Here is a 16641-nt window from a genome sequence, read left to right as displayed (position 1 = left end):
ATGGCCTCGCTGGGCGCCTATCTGCGGCTGTTCGGGGCCGGCTGGACCCTGGTCCGCAACGACGCCCTGCTGCCCCGCGAGCTGGACGCCTTTTATTCGCCCGTGGTGCGGGTAGCGGCCGATACGCTCCGGATGTTCGCGACCCGGCGCAGCGGCCGACCCGGCGAGCGGTTGGCGCGATCGCTGGAGGGGCTGGGACCCGTGGCGATCAAGCTGGGCCAACTCCTATCCACGCGCGGCGACATCTTCGGCCGCCAGTTCGCCGAGGACATGGGCCACCTGAAGGACAGGCTCGCGCCGTTCCCTACCGCCCAGGCCCGCGCCCTGGTGGCCTCGGAACTGGGCCGTCCGGTGGACGAGATGTTCGCCAGCTTCAGCGATCCGGTGGCCGCCGCCTCCCTGGCCCAGGCGCACGACGCGACGCTGCTCGACGGCCGGCGTGTGGCGGTAAAGGTGCTGCGGCCAGGCATCGACCGCCGGGTGGCCGCCGACTCCGCGGTGCTGAACCTGGCCGCGCGCCTGATCGAGCGGTTCGGGGAGCCGATCCGCCGGCTGGAGCCGGTGAAGTTCGCCGACACTGTGGTGCGCGCCACTGAGCTGGAGCTGGACCTGCGCCTCGAGGCCGCCGGCGCCGACGAACTGGCGGAGGTGATGGCCAAGGACGGCTACATGTCGGCGCCGAAGGTGCTGTGGGAGGGCGTTGGCAAGCGGGTGCTCACCATGGCTTGGGCCGAGGGCATGCCCCTTTCGGACGAGGCGGCGCTCAGCCAGCCGGGGCTCGACCGCAAGGCGCTGGCCGACAACCTGACGCGCGCGTTCCTGGCCCAGGCCCTGGACCACGGCGTCTTCCACGCCGACCTGCACGAGGGCAACCTGTTCGCCGCCGCCCCGGCGAAGCTCCAGGCGGTGGACTTCGGCATCATCGGCCGGCTGGGTCCCGTGGAGCGGCGCTATCTGGCCGAGATCCTGTGGGGCTTCCTGCAGCGGGACTATCCGCGCGTGGCCCAGATACACTTCGACGCGGGCTACGTGCCGCGCAAACACAGCGTGGCCTCGTTCGCCCAGGCGCTGAGGGCCGTGGGTGAGCCCGTGTTCGGCCAGAAGGCCAACGCGGTCGCCATGAGCCGGGTGCTGACCCAGCTCTTCGAGATCACCGCCCTCTACGAGATGCACCTGCGCCCCGAACTGGTGCTGCTGCAAAAAACGATGATGACGGTGGAGGGCGTGGCCCGCCGCATCGATCCCGAGCACGACATCTGGGCGGCCTCGGAACCGGTGGTCCGTCGCTGGATCGCCCGCGAGCTGTCGCCGGTCAGCCGGGTGAAGCAGTTCGCCAGCGAGGCCGAGACCGCGCTGCGCAGCATCGCCCGTCTGGCCCAGCCGGTGGCAGTGGTCGAAGCGGAGCCTCAGCGCGGAAATGCCCTGCTCTGGTTCGCCCTCGGCGCCCTGGCGGCGGGCGCGGCGTTCCTGACCGGAGCGCTGCTGGGCTAGACCCAGTCGAACCCGGAATAGGGCTCGCCGGCGCGGATGTGTCCGATCGCGGCCAGGATGTAGGGGATCGTGTCGCCCGGTGGGCGATCCAGCGGGAACCACGATAGATCGTCGCACTTGTGCGGCTCGCGGTTTTCCGGCTGCCCGATCCACCTGGAAGGCCGGAAGAAGAACCCCAGCCGCTCGTCCGTCGCCTTGCGGTGCATGGTGTGCACCAGCGTTAGGTCAGCGGGATCAATGATCAATCCCGCCTCTTCGCGCGCCTCGCGGGTCATCGCCGCCGCCAGGCTCTCGCCGCCATCGACGTGGCCCGCCACGAGGCTGTAGCGACCGTCCTCATATCCGGTGTTGAAGCGTCTCAGCATCAGGAGGCGCTCGTCCTGGATCAGCACGAGATAGACCTCCGCGATCAGCTTGAAGCGCGCCATCCGTTCCTGCCCCCAATATGCCGCCGCCGTCGTTCCCGCGCTTCGTGGCGGGAAGCAAAACCTAAGCGTCGTCGTCGCGGCCGCGCCTTGACGCCTGGCGCCTCGCCTCTCTCGCCTTCTGTTCCTCCCAGTAGGCCATGCCCTCGTCGGGCTTGAACATGGTTCGGGGCGCGCCGGCCTTGCTGGCGACGGCGAAGACGTTGCCCTTGGGGTCGTAGAGCAGGCGATCGCCGTTCGCCCGGGTCATCGTCAGCGTACCCTTGGGCGGGTGCGAAACGAAGCCGTGCGCCTTATCCACGAAGGCGTCCACGCTGTCGGCCCCGAACGCACGGCCGTTGCGGTCGAAGGCGCGCTGGGCGTTCTCCTGCGCCGAGAACTTGCGGCTGGCCGACCACATCGGCTTGCCGTCCACTTCGGGGACCGGGTCGCGGCGGTGGTCCTCCCGTGGCGCGCCGTCCGACCGGAAATTCGCGTCCGACGCGTTGTCGCCGGCGCTGGAGGCCATCTGGGTTCCGGCGGCCTGCTTCTGGGCCACGGCGGAGGGACCGTTGTCGCACGCCGTCAGCGCAAGCGCGGCGCCCGCGAGCAACAGCGCAATCTTCGATTTCGTCATCTCGTTCCCCACTCTATGGTCGAGCTGGAACAAAGAAAGAACACAAGCTCAGGTATTTGTCGAGTCTCGTGTGATCGCCTAAATCGGTCCCTCTCTCAGGAGGTGTCGGGCCTTGGCCGAACAGCGCGTTCTCCTCGTCGTCGGCGGCGGCATCGCGGCCTACAAGGCGCTGGAGCTGACCCGGCTCCTGCGTAAGGCCGGCGTCGGCGTGCGGCCGATCCTGACCAAGGCCGGCCACGAGTTCGTCACCCCGCTCAGCCTGTCGGCCCTCAGCGAGGACAAGGTCTATTCAGAGCTGTTCAGCCTCACCGACGAGGCCGAGATGGGCCATATCGAGCTCTCTCGCTCAGCCGATCTGGTGGTGGTGGCGCCCGCCACGGCCGACCTGATGGCCAAGGCCGCGAACGGCCACGCCAACGACCTCGCCTCCACCACCATCCTCGCCACCGACAAGCCCGTGCTGATGGCGCCGGCCATGAACGTGAGGATGTGGGAGCACGCGGCGACGCGACGCAACTTCGAGCGGCTGAAGGCGGACGGGGTGCTGTTCGTGGGGCCGGACGAGGGCGCCATGGCCTGCGGCGAGTACGGCCCAGGCCGGATGGCCGAGCCGCCGGCGATCCTCGAGGCGATCATGACGGCGCTGTCCGGCGCCGCCGGGCGGCCGCTGGCGGGCAGGCGCGCCATCGTCACGGCCGGCCCCACCGCCGAGCCCATCGACCCGGTCCGCTTCCTCTCGAACCGCTCCTCGGGGAAGCAGGGCTACGCCATCGCCAGCGCGCTGGCGGCCCTGGGCGCCGAGGTCACCCTGGTCAGTGGGCCCACGGCTCTTGCCGCTCCGCCCGGCGTCAACCGCGTGGACGTCGAGACGGCCCGCGAGATGCTGGCCGCCAGCGAGGCCGCCCTGCCCGCCGACATCGCCGTCTGCGTCGCGGCGGTGGCCGACTGGCGGCCCGAGGCCGTGGGAAGCGGCAAGATCAAGAAGGGCGCCGACGGGCCGCCCACCATCGCTTTGGTCGAGAACCCGGACATCCTCGCCACCCTGTCGAAGGCCAAGACCCGACCGAAGCTGGTGGTCGGCTTCGCCGCCGAGACCAGCGATGTGGAGGCCTACGCCCAGGCCAAGCTGGCCCGGAAGGGCTGCGACTGGATCGTCGCCAACGACGTCAGCGTCGAGGGCACCATGGGCGGCGACCAGAACGCCGTCGCCATAGTCTCCAGGGCGGGAATCGAGCGATGGGACCGCATGGCCAAGGGCGAGGTCGCCCGCCGGCTGGCCGCCCGCATCGCCGAGGAATTCTGAGTGCCCCCCACCGTCCCCATCATGCGCCTGCCGCACGGCCAGGACATCCCTCTCCCGGCCTACGAGACCGCCCAGGCGGCGGGCATGGACCTGCGCGCCGCGGTGCCGGCGGACGAGCCGCTGATCCTGCACCCCGGCGACCGGTTCGCCGTGCCCACCGGCCTGGCCTTCGCCCTGCCGCCCGGGTTCGAGGGCCAGGTGCGGCCCCGCTCGGGCCTGGCGTTCAAGAACGGGATCACCTGCCTGAACAGCCCAGGCACCGTCGACGCCGACTATCGCGGCGAGGTGAAGGTGATCCTGATCAACCACGGCCCGGAGGCCTTCACCATCCGCCGTGGCGACCGCATCGCCCAGCTGGTGATCGCGCCGGTGGTCCAGGCCGCCTGGGCCGAGGTCGACAGCCTGGACGACACCGCGCGCGGCGTCGGCGGCTTCGGGTCGACCGGCGCGAGCTGATCCTCCGCCGGGAACGAGCCGCGCCTGCGGCGGTTCTCACCGCTGCGTGCGGATTGCGACCTACAACGTCAACGGTGTGAACGGACGGCTCGAGGCCCTCCTGGCCTGGCTGGCCGAGACCCGGCCCGACGTCGTCTGCCTGCAGGAGCTCAAGGCGCCCGAGGAGCGGTTCCCCGCCGCGGCGCTGCGTCGCGCAGGCTACGGGGCGGTCTGGCACGGGCAGAGCCGGTGGAACGGCGTGGCGATCCTGGCGCGGGACGCCGAGCCGGTCGAGATCCGCAAGGGCCTCCCCGGAGACCGAAGCGATATCCAGAGCCGCTATATCGAGGCCGCCGTGAACGGCGTGATCGTCGCCTCGCTCTATGCGCCCAACGGCAATCCGCAGCCCGGACCCAAGTTCGAGTTCAAGCAGCGCTGGCTGGAGCGGCTGGAGGCCCACGCCGCCGGCCTGCTGGCCACGGGCCATCCGGTGGTGCTGGCGGGCGATTTCAACATCATCCCCGAGCCGCGCGACGTGTACGCGCCCGAGCGCTGGCTGGACGACGCCCTGTTCCAACCGGCCGTGCGCGAGTCCTTCCGCCGCCTGCTAGACCAGGGCTGGACCGACGCCATCCGGGCGAAATTCCCGGACGATGCGGTCTACACCTTCTGGAAGTACTGGCGTGGCGCCCTGGCCCGCGACGCCGGCCTGCGCATCGACCACCTGCTGCTGAGCCCGGCGCTGGCCCCGCGCCTCATGGACGCCGGCGTCGACCGCGCGTTCCGTGCCCGGGAAGGCGCCAGCGACCACGCCGCCGTCTGGATCGAGCTCAGCGCCTCGTGAAGCCGTTACGATGCAGGTCCACGCGGCGAGCCCGCCGACGACGCTCGGCGGCGGACTTTCCGAACTTCGCAGAGGGGTCGAGCGCTGCATCTGGGCCCCGCGACGGACGCCGACTCTCGCGGGTTCGGCAACGAGCACAGGTCCACGAGCTCAGCCAGGGGCGGAAGGACTCGCCTAGTGGCGCGGCAGGGCCGCGGAGGAGGCCATCTGCAGCAGCGCGGCGGTAAGTTCCTGGGGCCGGTCGAGCATGACGTCATGGCCGCAGGCGATCTCCCGCGTCGACCATCCCCGTGCCTTGGCGTTCTCGTAGAAGGCGGTGAACGGTGTTCCCGCCCAGTCAGCCGCGTAGATGTAGTGGATCGACCGGACAGGGGCCGGGTCGTGGTCCAGGCTCAGCTTCTGCTGGAAGCTGGCCAGCGGCTGGTCGGTGCACTGTTCGTCCACCCAGGCCGCGTCGGCGGCATTGAGGTTGAACACCGCCGCCGGGATCGGCGGAACGCGCCAGCCCTCACCGACCGCCACGGCCGCGTCCAACTGGGCCTGACGATGCTCCGCCGGCAAGGTGTCGTGCAGGCACTGGCCGCTCTCCAGCACGAACGCGTCCAGATAGACGAGGGCGGCGATCTTATCGCTCAGCCGATCGGCCACGCCGCTGATTACGCAGCCGCCATATGAGTGGCCCACCAGGACGACGTCCGTCAGCTGTTCCCAGCGGATCAGGTTGGCGACATCGTCGATGTGCGTGTGAAGGTCGACGTCGCGCGACAATAGGTGGCTGCGTTCGCCCAGGCCGGTCAGGGTCGGCGTGAAGACGGCGTGCCCTTCGGCCGTCAGCGCATCGCGCACCCGCTTCCAGCACCAGCTGCCGTGCCACGCCCCCGTGACCAACACGAAGGTCGCCATCGTCATTCCCCCACGCCGCCAGAGCAGCAGCCTAACATGGGTATGCGGCGTTGCGGCGAGTTCCTGGCCCGAGCCCGGCAACCTCACCAAACCTCACACCCTCCGCAGAATATATGATCGTCATCATATAAAAGTCTGAGCCTCCCGGCCTTGAGGTATGACGGGGGCGGTTTCCATCTTTCGTCCAGCGGCCGGCGGGCACTCCGACCGGCAGGAGGCGAGAGCATGAGCGAGAAGACTTCCCAGGGCGCGGCCCTGATCACCGGCGCGTCCAGCGGCATCGGGGCGGTCTATGCCGACCGCCTGGCCCGACGCGGGTACGATCTGATCCTGGCGGCCCGCGACGTGGGCCGGCTCGACGCGCTCGCGGCGCGCCTGCGGTCCGAGGCCGGCGTCAGGGTCGACGTTATTCAGGCCGACCTGACCCGGCGCGGCGACCTGACCGTGCTGGAGTCGCGGCTGCGCGAGGATCCTGCCGTCACCCTCCTGGTGAACAACGCCGGCGCGGCGCTGTTCGGCGACTTCGCCGACGCCGACCCGGACGCGCTGGAGAACCTGATCCAGCTCAACGTGACGGCCGTGACCCGCCTGGCCAACGCGGCCGCGGCCGGCTTCACCGCGCGCGGGCGCGGCACGGTGATCAACATCGCCTCGATCGTGGGCCTCGCCCCTGAGCTGTTCCCCGGCTCGGTGTATGGCGCCACCAAGGCCTTCGTGACCTACCTGACCCAGACGCTGAACGCCCAGCTCGCCGCCAAGGGGCTGAGGTTCCAGGCGGTGTTGCCGGGCGCCACGCGCACTGAGATCTGGGACCGTTCCGGTCGGGGTATCGAGAACGTGCCAGACGAAATCCTGATGGACGTCGACGACCTGGTGGATGCCGCCCTCGCGGGCCTGGACGCGGGCGAACTGGTGACAATTCCGTCCCTGCCCGACCCCGCCGACTGGGCGGCCGCGGAAGGCGCGCGCCTGAAGCTGGCCCCGAACCTGTCGGCGAAGCGGCCCGCCGCGCGCTACGGCGTGAAGGTGGCCGAGCCGGCCTGACGCCAGCGGCGTCTCGCCCCAAATGAAAAGGGCGGCCGCATCGCTGCGGCCGCCCTCGTCATTCCGGTCCGTCGTCCGGCGCCTTAGGCGTCCGCGCCTTCCGGCTGCTTGGACGACAGATCCTCGCCGGTCTCCTGGTCGACGACCTTCATGGAGAGGCGGGTCTTGCCGCGATCATCGAAGCCCAGGAGCTTCACCTTGACCGACTGGCCTTCCGACAGGACGTCGGAGACTTTGTTCACGCGCTCGTTGGCGATCTGCGACACGTGGACGAGGCCGTCCTTGGCGCCGAAGAAGTTCACGAACGCGCCGAAGTCGACGATCTTGACCACTTTGCCGGTGTAGATCGCGCCGATTTCCGGCTCCGAGGCGATGGACTTGATCCACTCCTTGGCCGCGTCGATCTTCGACTGTTCGGCGGCTGCGATCTTGATCGTGCCGTCTTCGCCGATGTCGATCTTGGCGCCCGTCTCGGCGGTGATCTCGCGGATCACCTTGCCGCCCGAACCGATCACTTCGCGGATCTTGTCGACCGCGATCTTGATGGTCTCGATCTTCGGCGCGAACTCGCCCAGTTCGGCGCGCGGCGCCTCCATGGCCTTGTTCATCTCGTTGAGGATGTGGTCACGGCCGCCCTTCGCCTGGGCGAGGGCCTGCTTCATGATCTCCTCGGTGATGCCGGCGATCTTGATGTCCATCTGCAGCGACGTGATGCCGTCGGCGGTGCCGGCGACCTTGAAGTCCATGTCGCCCAGGTGGTCCTCGTCGCCCAGGATGTCCGAGAGAACGGCGAAGCCGTCGCTCTCCAGGATCAGGCCCATGGCGATGCCAGACACCGGCTTCTTCAGCGGCACGCCGGCGTCCATCAGGGCCAGCGACGAACCGCAGACCGAGGCCATCGACGAGGAACCGTTGGACTCGAAGATCTCCGAGACCAGGCGGATCGTGTAGGGGAACTCTTCGTAGGCCGGCAGCATCGGGCGGATCGCCCGCCAGGCCAGCTTGCCGTGGCCGACTTCGCGGCGGCCCGGCGCGCCCATGCGACCCGTTTCCCCGACCGAGAAGGGCGGGAAATTGTAGTGCAGCATGAACTTCTCATAGTACTTGCCGTCGAGCGCATCGATCAGCTGCTCGTCGTCGCCGGTGCCCAGCGTGGCCACGACCAGCGCCTGGGTCTCGCCGCGAGTGAACAGCGCCGAGCCGTGGGCCCGGGGCAGCACGCCCACTTCCGAGACGATCTGGCGGACCTGGTCGACCTTGCGGCCGTCGATGCGGACGCCGGTGTCCAGGATCGAGCGGCGGACGACGTCAGCCTCCAGTTCCTTGAACACGCCGCCCAGCTTGTCGGGGGCGTAGCCGGCAGGGTTGGTGTCCGACTTGGCGAACTTGGCCACGGCCTTTTCCTTGGCCGCGGACAGGGCCGCGTGGCGTTCGGTCTTGGCGGTGATCTTGTAGGCGGCGGCCAGGTCCTTGCCGATCAGCTTCTTCACTTCGGCCTTGATGGCGTCGGTGTCGTCCGGCTGGAAGTCGAAGGGTTCCTTGGCGGAGTGTTCGGCCAGCTCGATGATCGCGTCGATCACGGCCTGCATGCCCTTGTGGGCGAAGGTGACGCCGCCCAGCACTTCCGATTCCGAAAGCTCCTGGATCTCGGACTCCACCATCATCACGGCGTCCTGGGTGCCGGCGACCACCAGGTCCATCCGGCTTTCCTTCATCTCGTCGGTCGTCGGGTTCAGGACGTACTCGCCATCGATGAAGCCGACGCGCGCGGCGCCGATCGGGCCCATGAACGGGGCGCCCGAGATCACGAGGGCGGCCGAGGCGGCGACCATGGCGACGATGTCGGGATCGTTCTCGAGGTCATGCGCCAGCACGGTGGTGACGACCTGGACTTCGTTCTTGAAGCCCTTCACGAACAGCGGGCGGATCGGACGGTCGATCAGGCGGCTGGTGAGGGTTTCCTTCTGCGAGGGCGCGCCCTCGCGGCGGGGGAAGCTGCCGGGGATCTTGCCCGCGGCGTAGAACTTCTCCTGGTAGTTCACGGTGAGCGGGAAGAAGTCCTGACCGGGCTTCGCGCTCTTGGCGTAGACGGCGGTCGCCAGGACCATGGTCTCGCCGTAGGTGGCCAGGACGGCGCCGTCGGCCTGACGGGCCATGCGGCCGGTTTCGAGCGTGAGCGTCTTGCCCCCCCACTCGATGGTCTTGCGTTTGATATCGAACATTTTGGCTTCTTTCTGGTCCCGCGGGCGTATTCCCGGCGGGGGCGGACAGGGGATCGGTCTTCCGAAATCCTCTCCAATGGCACAGGCGGTGAGGATCTCTCGGGACCCTCGGCGTGTGTGGGGCGCAACTGCCCCGTTCGCCGCATCCATCCCCCGGCCTGTGACAGGGGAGCGGCCTCAAAAGCGAAACGGACCCGGTTCCCGGGCGGGAAACGGGTCCGCTTGAAGAACTAGCGGCGCAGGCCGAGCTTCTCGATGAGCGCCTGATAGCGAGCCACGTCGGACTTCTTCAGGTGGTCGAGGAGCGAACGACGGGCGGAGACCAGCTTCAGCAGGCCCCGGCGCGAGTGGTTGTCCTTCTTGTGCGTCTTGAAGTGCTCGGTGAGGTTCGAAATCCGTTCGGACATGATCGCCACTTGCACTTCGGCGCTGCCCGTATCCGCGTCGCCGCGGGCATGGGACTTGATGACTTCGGCTTTACGTTCGGCCGTGATCGACATCGGGTTTCTCCGCTCTGATCAAAGGTTGAAGACGCGCGAGGGTTCGAGCCGTCCCGCACGCATCTCGCAAAGCGCCACCATCGACCCGCCCGACATCGCCGAAACGGTTCTGGAGCCCGGCTTGAGCCCGGCTTTGACCGCTTCCACCTGTCGGGGAACGAGAACGACCGATCGTCCCTGCTTCAATCGGAAGGCGTCTTCGTCGGTCACGGCGAGCACCGGGATGTCGTCCAGTGCCGTCTCGACCGGGAGCAAGGCCTCCGATTGGCGGGCCTTATGCCCTAGATCTTCTAGATATTCCAGTGCCACCGCAGATTGCTCAGTGAACCGGCCGACCCGCGTGCGGCGAAGCGCGCTGACGTGGCCGCAGGCGCCGAGGGCGTCGGCGATGTCGCGGACCAGCGCGCGGACATAGGTGCCCTTGCCGCAGTCCACTTCGAGCGTGATGTGGTCCGCGTCCGGCGCGTCGACGACCCGTGCGTCGAAGACGACCACTTTCCGAGACGCCAGCTCGACGATTTCACCGGCCCGGGCCAAGTCGTAGGCGCGCTCGCCGTCCACCTTGATCGCCGAATAGGCGGGCGGAACCTGGTCGATCTCGCCGACGAACCGGGGCAGCACCGCCTGCACCTGGGCCAGCGTCGGGCGCACGTCGGACGAGGCGGTGGTTTCGCCCTCGCGATCATAGGTCGCGGTGGTGCGGCCCCAGGCGATGGTGAAACGGTACGATTTGTCGGCGTCGACCAGGTACGGCACCGTCTTGGTCGCCTCGCCCAGGGCGATGGGCAGGATGCCGGTGGCGAGCGGGTCCAGCGTGCCCGCGTGGCCCGCCTTCTGGGCGTCGAACAGGCGGCGCACGCGGCTGACCGCGTGGGTCGAGGTGAGGTCGTAAGGCTTGTCGAGGTTGATCCAGCCCGAGATAGCCTGGCCCTTCTTGCGGCGGGCCATCAGTCCTCGTCCTTCCACGAATCCGAGGGCGCGTCCGGCGTCAGGTCCTGGCGCACGCGCGGATCGTCGAACAGCCGCGCCATCCGAGCCGCCTCGTTGAAGCTCTCGTCGTGGCGGAAGTGGACGTCGGGCGTGAAGCGCATGTCGATCAGCCGACCTAGGTGGCCGCGGACGAACTTCGAGTGCTTGTTCAGCGCCTTCACGACCTCGTCGGCGTGTTCGCCGCCCAGCGGCTCCACGAAGACGGTGGCGTGGCGCAGGTCGGGGTTCATCCGCACCTCGGTGACGGTGACCGACACGCCCGCCAGCATGGGGTCGTTGATCTCCTCCTCGCGGAAGATGTCGACCAGCGCGTGGCGCACCAGTTCGCCGGCGCGGAGCTGGCGCTGCGACGGGCCTTGCGGCGCCGCGCGGCCCTGGGGGTTCGGTCGTTTCATGGGACGTCTTTCCGGCCAACCTGGCGGGCGGATCGGACGCCCGCGCAGGAAAGCGGCGGCTTCTAGTCTCTGAGAGGCAGGGTGTCCAGTAAGGCGCGCCGAATAGCGCTGCGAGCGCATCTGGACAGCTCTGCCGCGTGTCTCCCATTCTGGCCACACTTTGGTTGTGGGGGTGAAGTATGCTGGGCGTTTCGTTATTCAGCTTTGCGGGGCGGATGCGCCGCTCCCGGTGGTGGCTGATACAGGTTGGGCTGCTATTAGGTCCGGGCCTCGCCTTCTTTATCGCAGTCTACCTGACCTCGACGCTCGAGCGCACGCTTACCCTGCAGCTGTTGACCGGCGTCGCTGCGACCATCGCTGCCGGAGTCGTGGTCTGGGTAAACCTCGCGGCCAGCGTCCGCCGGTTCCACGACCAGAACCTCTCAGGCTGGTTCTATTTGTTGAACCTTCTCCCTATCGTCGGCCAGTTCATCGCGCTGGCCCTGCTCGGATTCCGTGACGGCACCAGCGCATCGAACCGCTTCGGTCCGCCTCTCAAGCACTTGGACCCGGCCATCGCAGAGACCTTCACCTGAAGCGCGTCTAAGCCCCCGTCCGCTCCTTGAAGAACTGGATGACGCGCTGCTCGGCCGCCTTGGTCGGGCCCTCCTCCTTCAGGTGGAGGCTCAACACCGAGTGCGGCGGGATGATCGCCGGCGCGGCGTCCTCGTCGGCGAGTTCGATGGCCTCGAAGCGGTCGCCGAACTCGCGGCGGTAGGTCTCGAACCGGGCGTCCGGGACCAGCTTGTCGCTGGTGAAGCGCAGGCCCAGCACGGTGAGGTCCTCAGTGTCCAGTCGGCCCTTCACGCAGGCGACCTCCTCGCGCGACAGGCCGATCTCGGCCGACCGCTTCGGATCGCCCCGCGCCAGCGGCAGCGAGGGTTGCGACAGCGCGGGCGCCACCACGCTGGGATCGGTCATCATCGCCAGGGCAAAGCCGCCGGTGAAGCACATGCCGACCGCGCCCACGCCCTTTCCGCCGCAATCGGCGTGAGCCTTGCGCGACAGGGCCCGCAGCCAGTCCACGACGGGACTCGAGCGGTCGCCGCGCCAGACGTAGAACTCGCGGCGCACGCAGAGCACGCCCAGCGCCGTGCCCAGGGTGTAGCCCCGGCTCACCGGCTTGCCGGGCGTCCCGAACAGGCTGGGGCAGAAGACGGTCATGCCCGCCGCGGCCACCCGGTCGGCGAAGCGGATCACCAGCGGATGCAGCCCCGGCATCTCGTGCATGACGATCACCGCCGGCCCGGAACCGCGTCGATAGACGGGATAGGTCCGCCCGTCGTGCGTGAAGTCGAACTTGTCGTAGGCCGCCAGCGCGGTCTCGTATCCCATGGCCATCCCCCGTCTAAGGCGACGAGCTTAGGCCGATCAGCGCTTCAGGCGCAGCATCGAAAGATCGCCCTCGAAGCCCGACAGCTTCCAGCGGCCGTCGGGCGCCTTGGTGAAGACCAGGAGGCAGGGACCATCCTTCTTCGTCGTCGCGCACACCTGGTCGTCGGGCAGCTCACGCAGCATGGTCGAAATGCCAATGGGCCCGGGGATCTTCATGTCGGGCCGATAGCCATAGTAGTCGGCCACCGCGCGGAAGACGCTCGGCTGCACCAGGGACTCGCCGGCCAGTTCGGCCAGGCCCGGCGCGAGGATCGCCGCAAGGCCGGCGGGGATGCGGCTGTCCTTCGACGCTTCCGCGACCAGGCGGTCCTGGATCTCGCGCTTGAGCGCGCGCCGGTCCACCAAGCTGTCGAACGTCGCCTGATCGCCGTCGCGGATCGAGATCAGCAGGGCGTGCACGTCGCCTGCCGCATCCAGCTTCTGCACCGTGGCGCAGGCCGAGAGGGTCAGGGCCATCAGGGCGATCACGATCGCGCGCATTTCATTCTCCGAGCTGCAAGCTGCGCTACAACGGGCTCAATCCCATGGCGAGGCAGAACCGCAGATGAACGGATCCGAGGCTACGTTGGACCGGCCGATGCTCGAAACCGCCCGCCTGGTCTTCCGTCCCTTCACAAACGCGGACTTCGACCTTTTGGCTACGTTGCACCGTGACCCCGAAGTGGGGCGCTACATGGGCGGCGTGTGGAGCGACGAGCGGATCGCCGACGCCCTGGCCCGATTTGTCGCCGAGCAGGCCGAGCGCGGCCACTCGAAGTGGGCCGCCTTCACCCATGACGGCGCCTTCGTGGGGCGCGCCGGCGTCAGCCTGTGGCCCGCGACCGGGGAGCTGGAGCTGGGTTACAGCCTGATGCCGGAATATTGGGGACAGGGCTTGGCCACCGAGGCGGCGCAGGCGGTCGCGGACTGGACCTTCGCCCGCACCGAGGTCTCGCACTTCATCGCCTTCACGGACCTCAAGAACTACAGCTCCCAGCGGGTGCTGGAGCGGATCGGCATGAACCGCCAGCCGGATCGGGACATGGGTTTCGGCGATCTCAGCGCCGTCTACCGACTGGACCGGCGCTAATCCTTCACAAACAGCCGGGCGGCCAGTGCGATGGGCAGGCCCACCAGGAACAGGTGACCGGCGATCTCCCAGTAGAGGTCGGGCGGCGGCGGCATGCTGTAGCCCGCGGCCGATAGCGGCAGCACCACGAAGCGCATCACGCAAAAGATCGCCGCGCCGTAGAGCGGTCCGGCCACGTACCAGAGCCGGCGCAGCGTAGGCGCGCGCAGGGACGCCGCGACGTAGACGGCCGCGAACACCAGTACGATCGTGAAGTGCGAGGCGAGCCCGATCCACGAGACCTCCAGCCCGCCGCCCATCGCCTTCTCGCGCCCGAGCCAGCCGCGCGCCACCGCCTTGCCGATGGCGAGGAGCGGCAGGCCCGACAGCGTGCAGGCCACCCAGAGGTCCGCTGCCCCACCGAACAGGCCGCCGACGAGCGTCGCCGGCGCGACTCCACGCCGCATCAAAAAGCCTCCCCCGTTTCCGAGGGAGGCTTTCACGATTTCAACAGGCTAGCAAAGCAACGCCCGAAGGCCGCTGCTAGAGGCTCCGCTTCACCTCTTCGAGGGTGAAGCACTCGATGACGTCGCCGGCCTTGATGTCCTGGAAGCCCTGGAACGCCATGCCGCATTCCTGGCCGACCGGAACCTCGTTGACCTCGTCCTTGAAGCGCTTGAGCGTCTGCAGCGTGCCGAGTTCGAGCACGACGATGTCGGCGCGGACGATCCGGACGCGCGCGCCCTTGCGGACCACGCCTTCGGTGACCTTACAGCCCGCGACCCGGCCGACCTTCGAAATGTCGAAGGCCTGCAACACCTCGGCATTGCCGAGGAAGGTTTCGCGCTGGATCGGCGCAAGCATGCCCGAGAGTACGCCTTTGATGTCGTCGATCAGGTCGTAGATGATCGAGTAGTAGCGGATCTCGACGCCTTCGCGCTCGGCCAGCGCCTGCGCCTGCTTCGAGGCGCGGACGTTGAAGCCGAGGATCGGCGAGTTGGCGCCCTTGGCCAGCATCACATCGCTCTCGCTGATGGCGCCCGCGCCCGACAGGATGATCCGCGCGCGGACCTCCTCGTGCGCCAGCTTCTCCAGCGAGCCAACGATGGCTTCGGCGGAACCCTGCACGTCGGCCTTGATGATGACCGGCAGCTCCGAGACCTTCTTGTCGGCCAGCTTGGCCATCATGTCGGCCAGGCTCGCGCTCTGGACCGGCGAGCCGGCCTTTTCGCGCTTCACGCGGATGCGGTACTCGGTCAGCTCGCGGGCACGCGCCTCGTTTTCCACGACGGCGAACGCGTCGCCCGGCGAGGGCGTGCCGTCCAGGCCGAGGATCTCCACGGGCACGGACGGGCCGGCCTCGGTGAGCTGCTCGCCACGCTCGTTCAGCAGGGCGCGGACCCGGCCGAAGGTGTCGCCGGCCACGACGATGTCGCCGCGCTTCAGCGTGCCGCGCTTGACCAGCACGGTCGAGACCGCGCCCCGACCGCGATCCAGCTTCGCCTCGATGACCATGCCGTCCGCGGTGCGGTCGGGATTGGCCTTCAGGTCCAGCACTTCGGCCTGCAGCAGGACGGCCTCGATGAGGTTGTCCAGGCCCATCTTCTGGGTGGCGGAGACCTCGACCGCCTGGGTGTCGCCGCCCAGGCTTTCCACGACGATCTCGTGCTGCAGCAGCTCGTTGATCACGCGCGTCGGGTCGGCGCCCGGCTTATCGATCTTGTTGATCGCCACGATGATCGGGGCGCCGGCGGCCTTGGCGTGGTTGATGGCCTCGACCGTCTGCGGCATCACGCCGTCGTCGGCCGCGACCACCAGGATCACGATGTCGGTCACATTCGCGCCGCGCATCCGCATGGCGGAGAAGGCGGCGTGGCCGGGGGTGTCCAGGAAGGTCACCGCCTGGCCGCTTTCCAGCCGCACCTGATAGGCGCCGATGTGCTGGGTGATGCCGCCGTGTTCGCCGCCCACCACGTCGGTGGAACGCAGCGCGTCGAGCAGCGAGGTCTTGCCGTGGTCGACGTGGCCCATGACGGTGACCACCGGGGGCCGCGGCTCCAGATGATCGTCGATGTCCTCGGCGCCGATGAAGCCCTCTTCGACGTCGGCTTCGGACACGCGCTTCACGGTGTGGCCGAACTCGGTGGCCACCAGCTCGGCGGTGTCGTTGTCGATGACGTCGTTGATCTTCAGCATCACGCCCTGACGCATCAGGAACTTGATGATCTCGACGCCGCGGGTGGCCATCCGGTTGGCGAGCTCGCCCACCGTGATCACGTCCGGGATGACGACTTCGCGGGCGATCCGGGCCTGTTCCTGGACGCCGCCCTTGCGCTTTTCACGCTCGCGTTCGCGGGCGCGGCGCACCGAGGCGAGCGAGCGCATCCGCTCGGCGCCCTCGGCGTCTCCGGCGACGGTCTGGATGGTCAGGCGGCCTTCGCGGCGGGTCGGCGCGCCCTTGACGCGGCTGATCGCCTTGCCGGGGCCGGCGTCGCGGCGACGGTCGTCCTCGTCCGGACGACGGTCCATGGCGCCGCCGCCGGGACGCGGAGCCTGGCGCGCGGCGCGCTGGACTTCGGGCGTCGCGGGCGGCGCGGCGGGGCCGACGCGCGGACCGCCGGGACCACGGGGACCGCCGGGGCCACGCGCCGCGCCGGGCGCCGGGCGCGGAGCCAGGGCCGAATAGCGAACCGTGCCGCCTTCGGGACGCGGCGCGCCGCCTTGCGGGCGGTCGTCGCGGCGCTGCGGCGGACCGCGATCGTCGCGGGGCGGACGCGGGCCATCGGCGCGCGGCGCGCGCTGGCCGAAGTTGGCGTTCTCGAACCGGCCTTGCGGACGATCGTTGCGCTCGGGACGATAGGTCGTGGTGGTGGGCCGGTCGTCACGGCGATCGTGCGACGGCTGATAGGTGCGGGTCTGGCCCTGCGCCGGGGGCGCGGCCGGAGCCTGCGGACGCGGCGCGGGGGCGGGCGCCGCGGCCTGGACCGGAGC

The 16641-nt window shown here is 69.0% G+C and carries 18 protein-coding genes; 7 read left to right on the top strand and 11 right to left on the bottom strand.

The genetic code is table 11. The features are described from left to right. Window positions 1–1491 carry a 2-polyprenylphenol 6-hydroxylase gene (gene ubiB / locus ACODSY_RS03065; RefSeq protein ID WP_488950176.1) on the top strand — a complete coding sequence of 497 codons (1491 nt, stop codon included), beginning with the start codon at window positions 1–3 and terminating at the stop codon, window positions 1489–1491. On the opposite strand, the gene ACODSY_RS03060 is transcribed toward ubiB, so the two are convergent. Both ACODSY_RS03060 and ACODSY_RS03055 read right to left on the bottom strand, forming a co-directional pair. Beyond that, complete coding sequence (locus ACODSY_RS03060; protein ID WP_488950175.1) at window positions 1488–1919, bottom strand: NUDIX hydrolase; 432 nt, start codon at window positions 1917–1919, stop codon at window positions 1488–1490. The genes ubiB and ACODSY_RS03060 overlap by 4 nt on opposite strands. Before the next feature lie 61 nt (window positions 1920–1980). Further along, on the bottom strand, window positions 1981–2532 hold the full coding sequence (locus tag ACODSY_RS03055; protein WP_488950173.1) for a hypothetical protein: 552 nt from the start codon (window positions 2530–2532) through the stop codon (window positions 1981–1983). A 112-nt stretch (window positions 2533–2644) separates the two neighbouring features. On the opposite strand from ACODSY_RS03055, the gene coaBC reads away from it, so the two are divergent. From coaBC to ACODSY_RS03040, 3 genes are read left to right on the top strand one after another with little or no spacing between them, the layout of a single operon-like run. After that, window positions 2645–3835, top strand: coding sequence for a bifunctional phosphopantothenoylcysteine decarboxylase/phosphopantothenate--cysteine ligase CoaBC (coaBC, locus tag ACODSY_RS03050; protein ID WP_488950172.1), 1191 nt, complete (start codon window positions 2645–2647; stop codon window positions 3833–3835). 21 nt (window positions 3836–3856) lie between these two features. Next, window positions 3857–4291: a dUTP diphosphatase gene (gene dut, locus ACODSY_RS03045; RefSeq protein ID WP_488950627.1), complete on the top strand. Its 435-nt coding sequence runs from the start codon at window positions 3857–3859 to the stop codon at window positions 4289–4291. Between the two features lie 46 nt (window positions 4292–4337). Further along, window positions 4338–5114 carry an exodeoxyribonuclease III gene (locus tag ACODSY_RS03040; RefSeq protein ID WP_488950171.1) on the top strand — a complete coding sequence of 259 codons (777 nt, stop codon included), beginning with the start codon at window positions 4338–4340 and terminating at the stop codon, window positions 5112–5114. 174 nt (window positions 5115–5288) lie between these two features. Here the strand turns inward: ACODSY_RS03040 and ACODSY_RS03035 are convergent, their stop codons facing one another. After that, entirely contained in the window at window positions 5289–6017 is a 729-nt protein-coding gene (locus ACODSY_RS03035) for an alpha/beta fold hydrolase (RefSeq protein WP_488950170.1), read from the bottom strand. 225 nt (window positions 6018–6242) lie between these two features. Between ACODSY_RS03035 and ACODSY_RS03030 the strand changes: the two genes are divergently transcribed. Then, complete coding sequence (locus tag ACODSY_RS03030) at window positions 6243–7061, top strand: SDR family NAD(P)-dependent oxidoreductase (RefSeq protein ID WP_488950169.1); 819 nt, start codon at window positions 6243–6245, stop codon at window positions 7059–7061. Window positions 7062–7144: 83 nt separating this feature from the next. Here the strand turns inward: ACODSY_RS03030 and pnp are convergent, their stop codons facing one another. From pnp to rbfA, 4 genes are all read right to left on the bottom strand, one after another. After that, a complete protein-coding gene (pnp, locus tag ACODSY_RS03025) occupies window positions 7145–9283 on the bottom strand; it encodes a polyribonucleotide nucleotidyltransferase (protein ID WP_488950168.1) in 2139 nt (712 codons plus the stop codon). Window positions 9284–9513: 230 nt separating this feature from the next. Beyond that, on the bottom strand, window positions 9514–9783 hold the full coding sequence (gene rpsO, locus ACODSY_RS03020; protein WP_488950167.1) for a 30S ribosomal protein S15: 270 nt from the start codon (window positions 9781–9783) through the stop codon (window positions 9514–9516). 18 nt (window positions 9784–9801) lie between these two features. After that, the gene (truB, locus tag ACODSY_RS03015; RefSeq protein ID WP_488950166.1) at window positions 9802–10731 is read right to left on the bottom strand and encodes a tRNA pseudouridine(55) synthase TruB; all 930 of its coding nucleotides are present in this window, start codon (window positions 10729–10731) and stop codon (window positions 9802–9804) included. Continuing rightward, the gene (gene rbfA, locus ACODSY_RS03010) at window positions 10731–11168 is read right to left on the bottom strand and encodes a 30S ribosome-binding factor RbfA (protein ID WP_488950165.1); all 438 of its coding nucleotides are present in this window, start codon (window positions 11166–11168) and stop codon (window positions 10731–10733) included. The genes truB and rbfA overlap by 1 nt, the downstream gene beginning before the upstream one ends. A 179-nt stretch (window positions 11169–11347) precedes the next feature. Here rbfA and ACODSY_RS03005 point away from each other — a divergent pair, with 179 nt between their 5' ends. After that, the gene (locus ACODSY_RS03005) at window positions 11348–11743 is read left to right on the top strand and encodes a DUF805 domain-containing protein (RefSeq protein ID WP_488950164.1); all 396 of its coding nucleotides are present in this window, start codon (window positions 11348–11350) and stop codon (window positions 11741–11743) included. A gap of 7 nt (window positions 11744–11750) precedes the next feature. Here ACODSY_RS03005 and ACODSY_RS03000 read toward each other — a convergent pair whose 3' ends face one another. Together ACODSY_RS03000 and ACODSY_RS02995 are read right to left on the bottom strand one after the other, a co-directional pair. After that, window positions 11751–12542: a dienelactone hydrolase family protein gene (locus ACODSY_RS03000; RefSeq protein WP_488950162.1), complete on the bottom strand. Its 792-nt coding sequence runs from the start codon at window positions 12540–12542 to the stop codon at window positions 11751–11753. A 36-nt stretch (window positions 12543–12578) separates the two neighbouring features. Then, window positions 12579–13082 carry a DUF2939 domain-containing protein gene (locus ACODSY_RS02995; protein WP_488950161.1) on the bottom strand — a complete coding sequence of 168 codons (504 nt, stop codon included), beginning with the start codon at window positions 13080–13082 and terminating at the stop codon, window positions 12579–12581. A 97-nt stretch (window positions 13083–13179) separates the two neighbouring features. Between ACODSY_RS02995 and ACODSY_RS02990 the strand changes: the two genes are divergently transcribed. Then, the gene (locus ACODSY_RS02990) at window positions 13180–13671 is read left to right on the top strand and encodes a GNAT family N-acetyltransferase (RefSeq protein WP_488950160.1); all 492 of its coding nucleotides are present in this window, start codon (window positions 13180–13182) and stop codon (window positions 13669–13671) included. Here ACODSY_RS02990 and ACODSY_RS02985 read toward each other — a convergent pair. Both ACODSY_RS02985 and infB read right to left on the bottom strand, forming a co-directional pair. Then, window positions 13668–14117, bottom strand: a complete 450-nt coding sequence (locus tag ACODSY_RS02985) for a hypothetical protein (protein ID WP_488950159.1) — start codon at window positions 14115–14117, stop codon at window positions 13668–13670. The two genes, ACODSY_RS02990 and ACODSY_RS02985, sit on opposite strands and share 4 nt — an antisense overlap. Before the next feature lie 76 nt (window positions 14118–14193). After that, on the bottom strand, window positions 14194–16641 hold a 2448-nt coding region (gene infB / locus ACODSY_RS02980; RefSeq protein WP_488950158.1), incomplete at its 5' end, for a translation initiation factor IF-2.

The sequence above is a fragment of the Phenylobacterium sp. FG114 genome (assembly GCF_057809855.1).
This window is presented reverse-complemented; position numbering and strand designations above follow the sequence as displayed.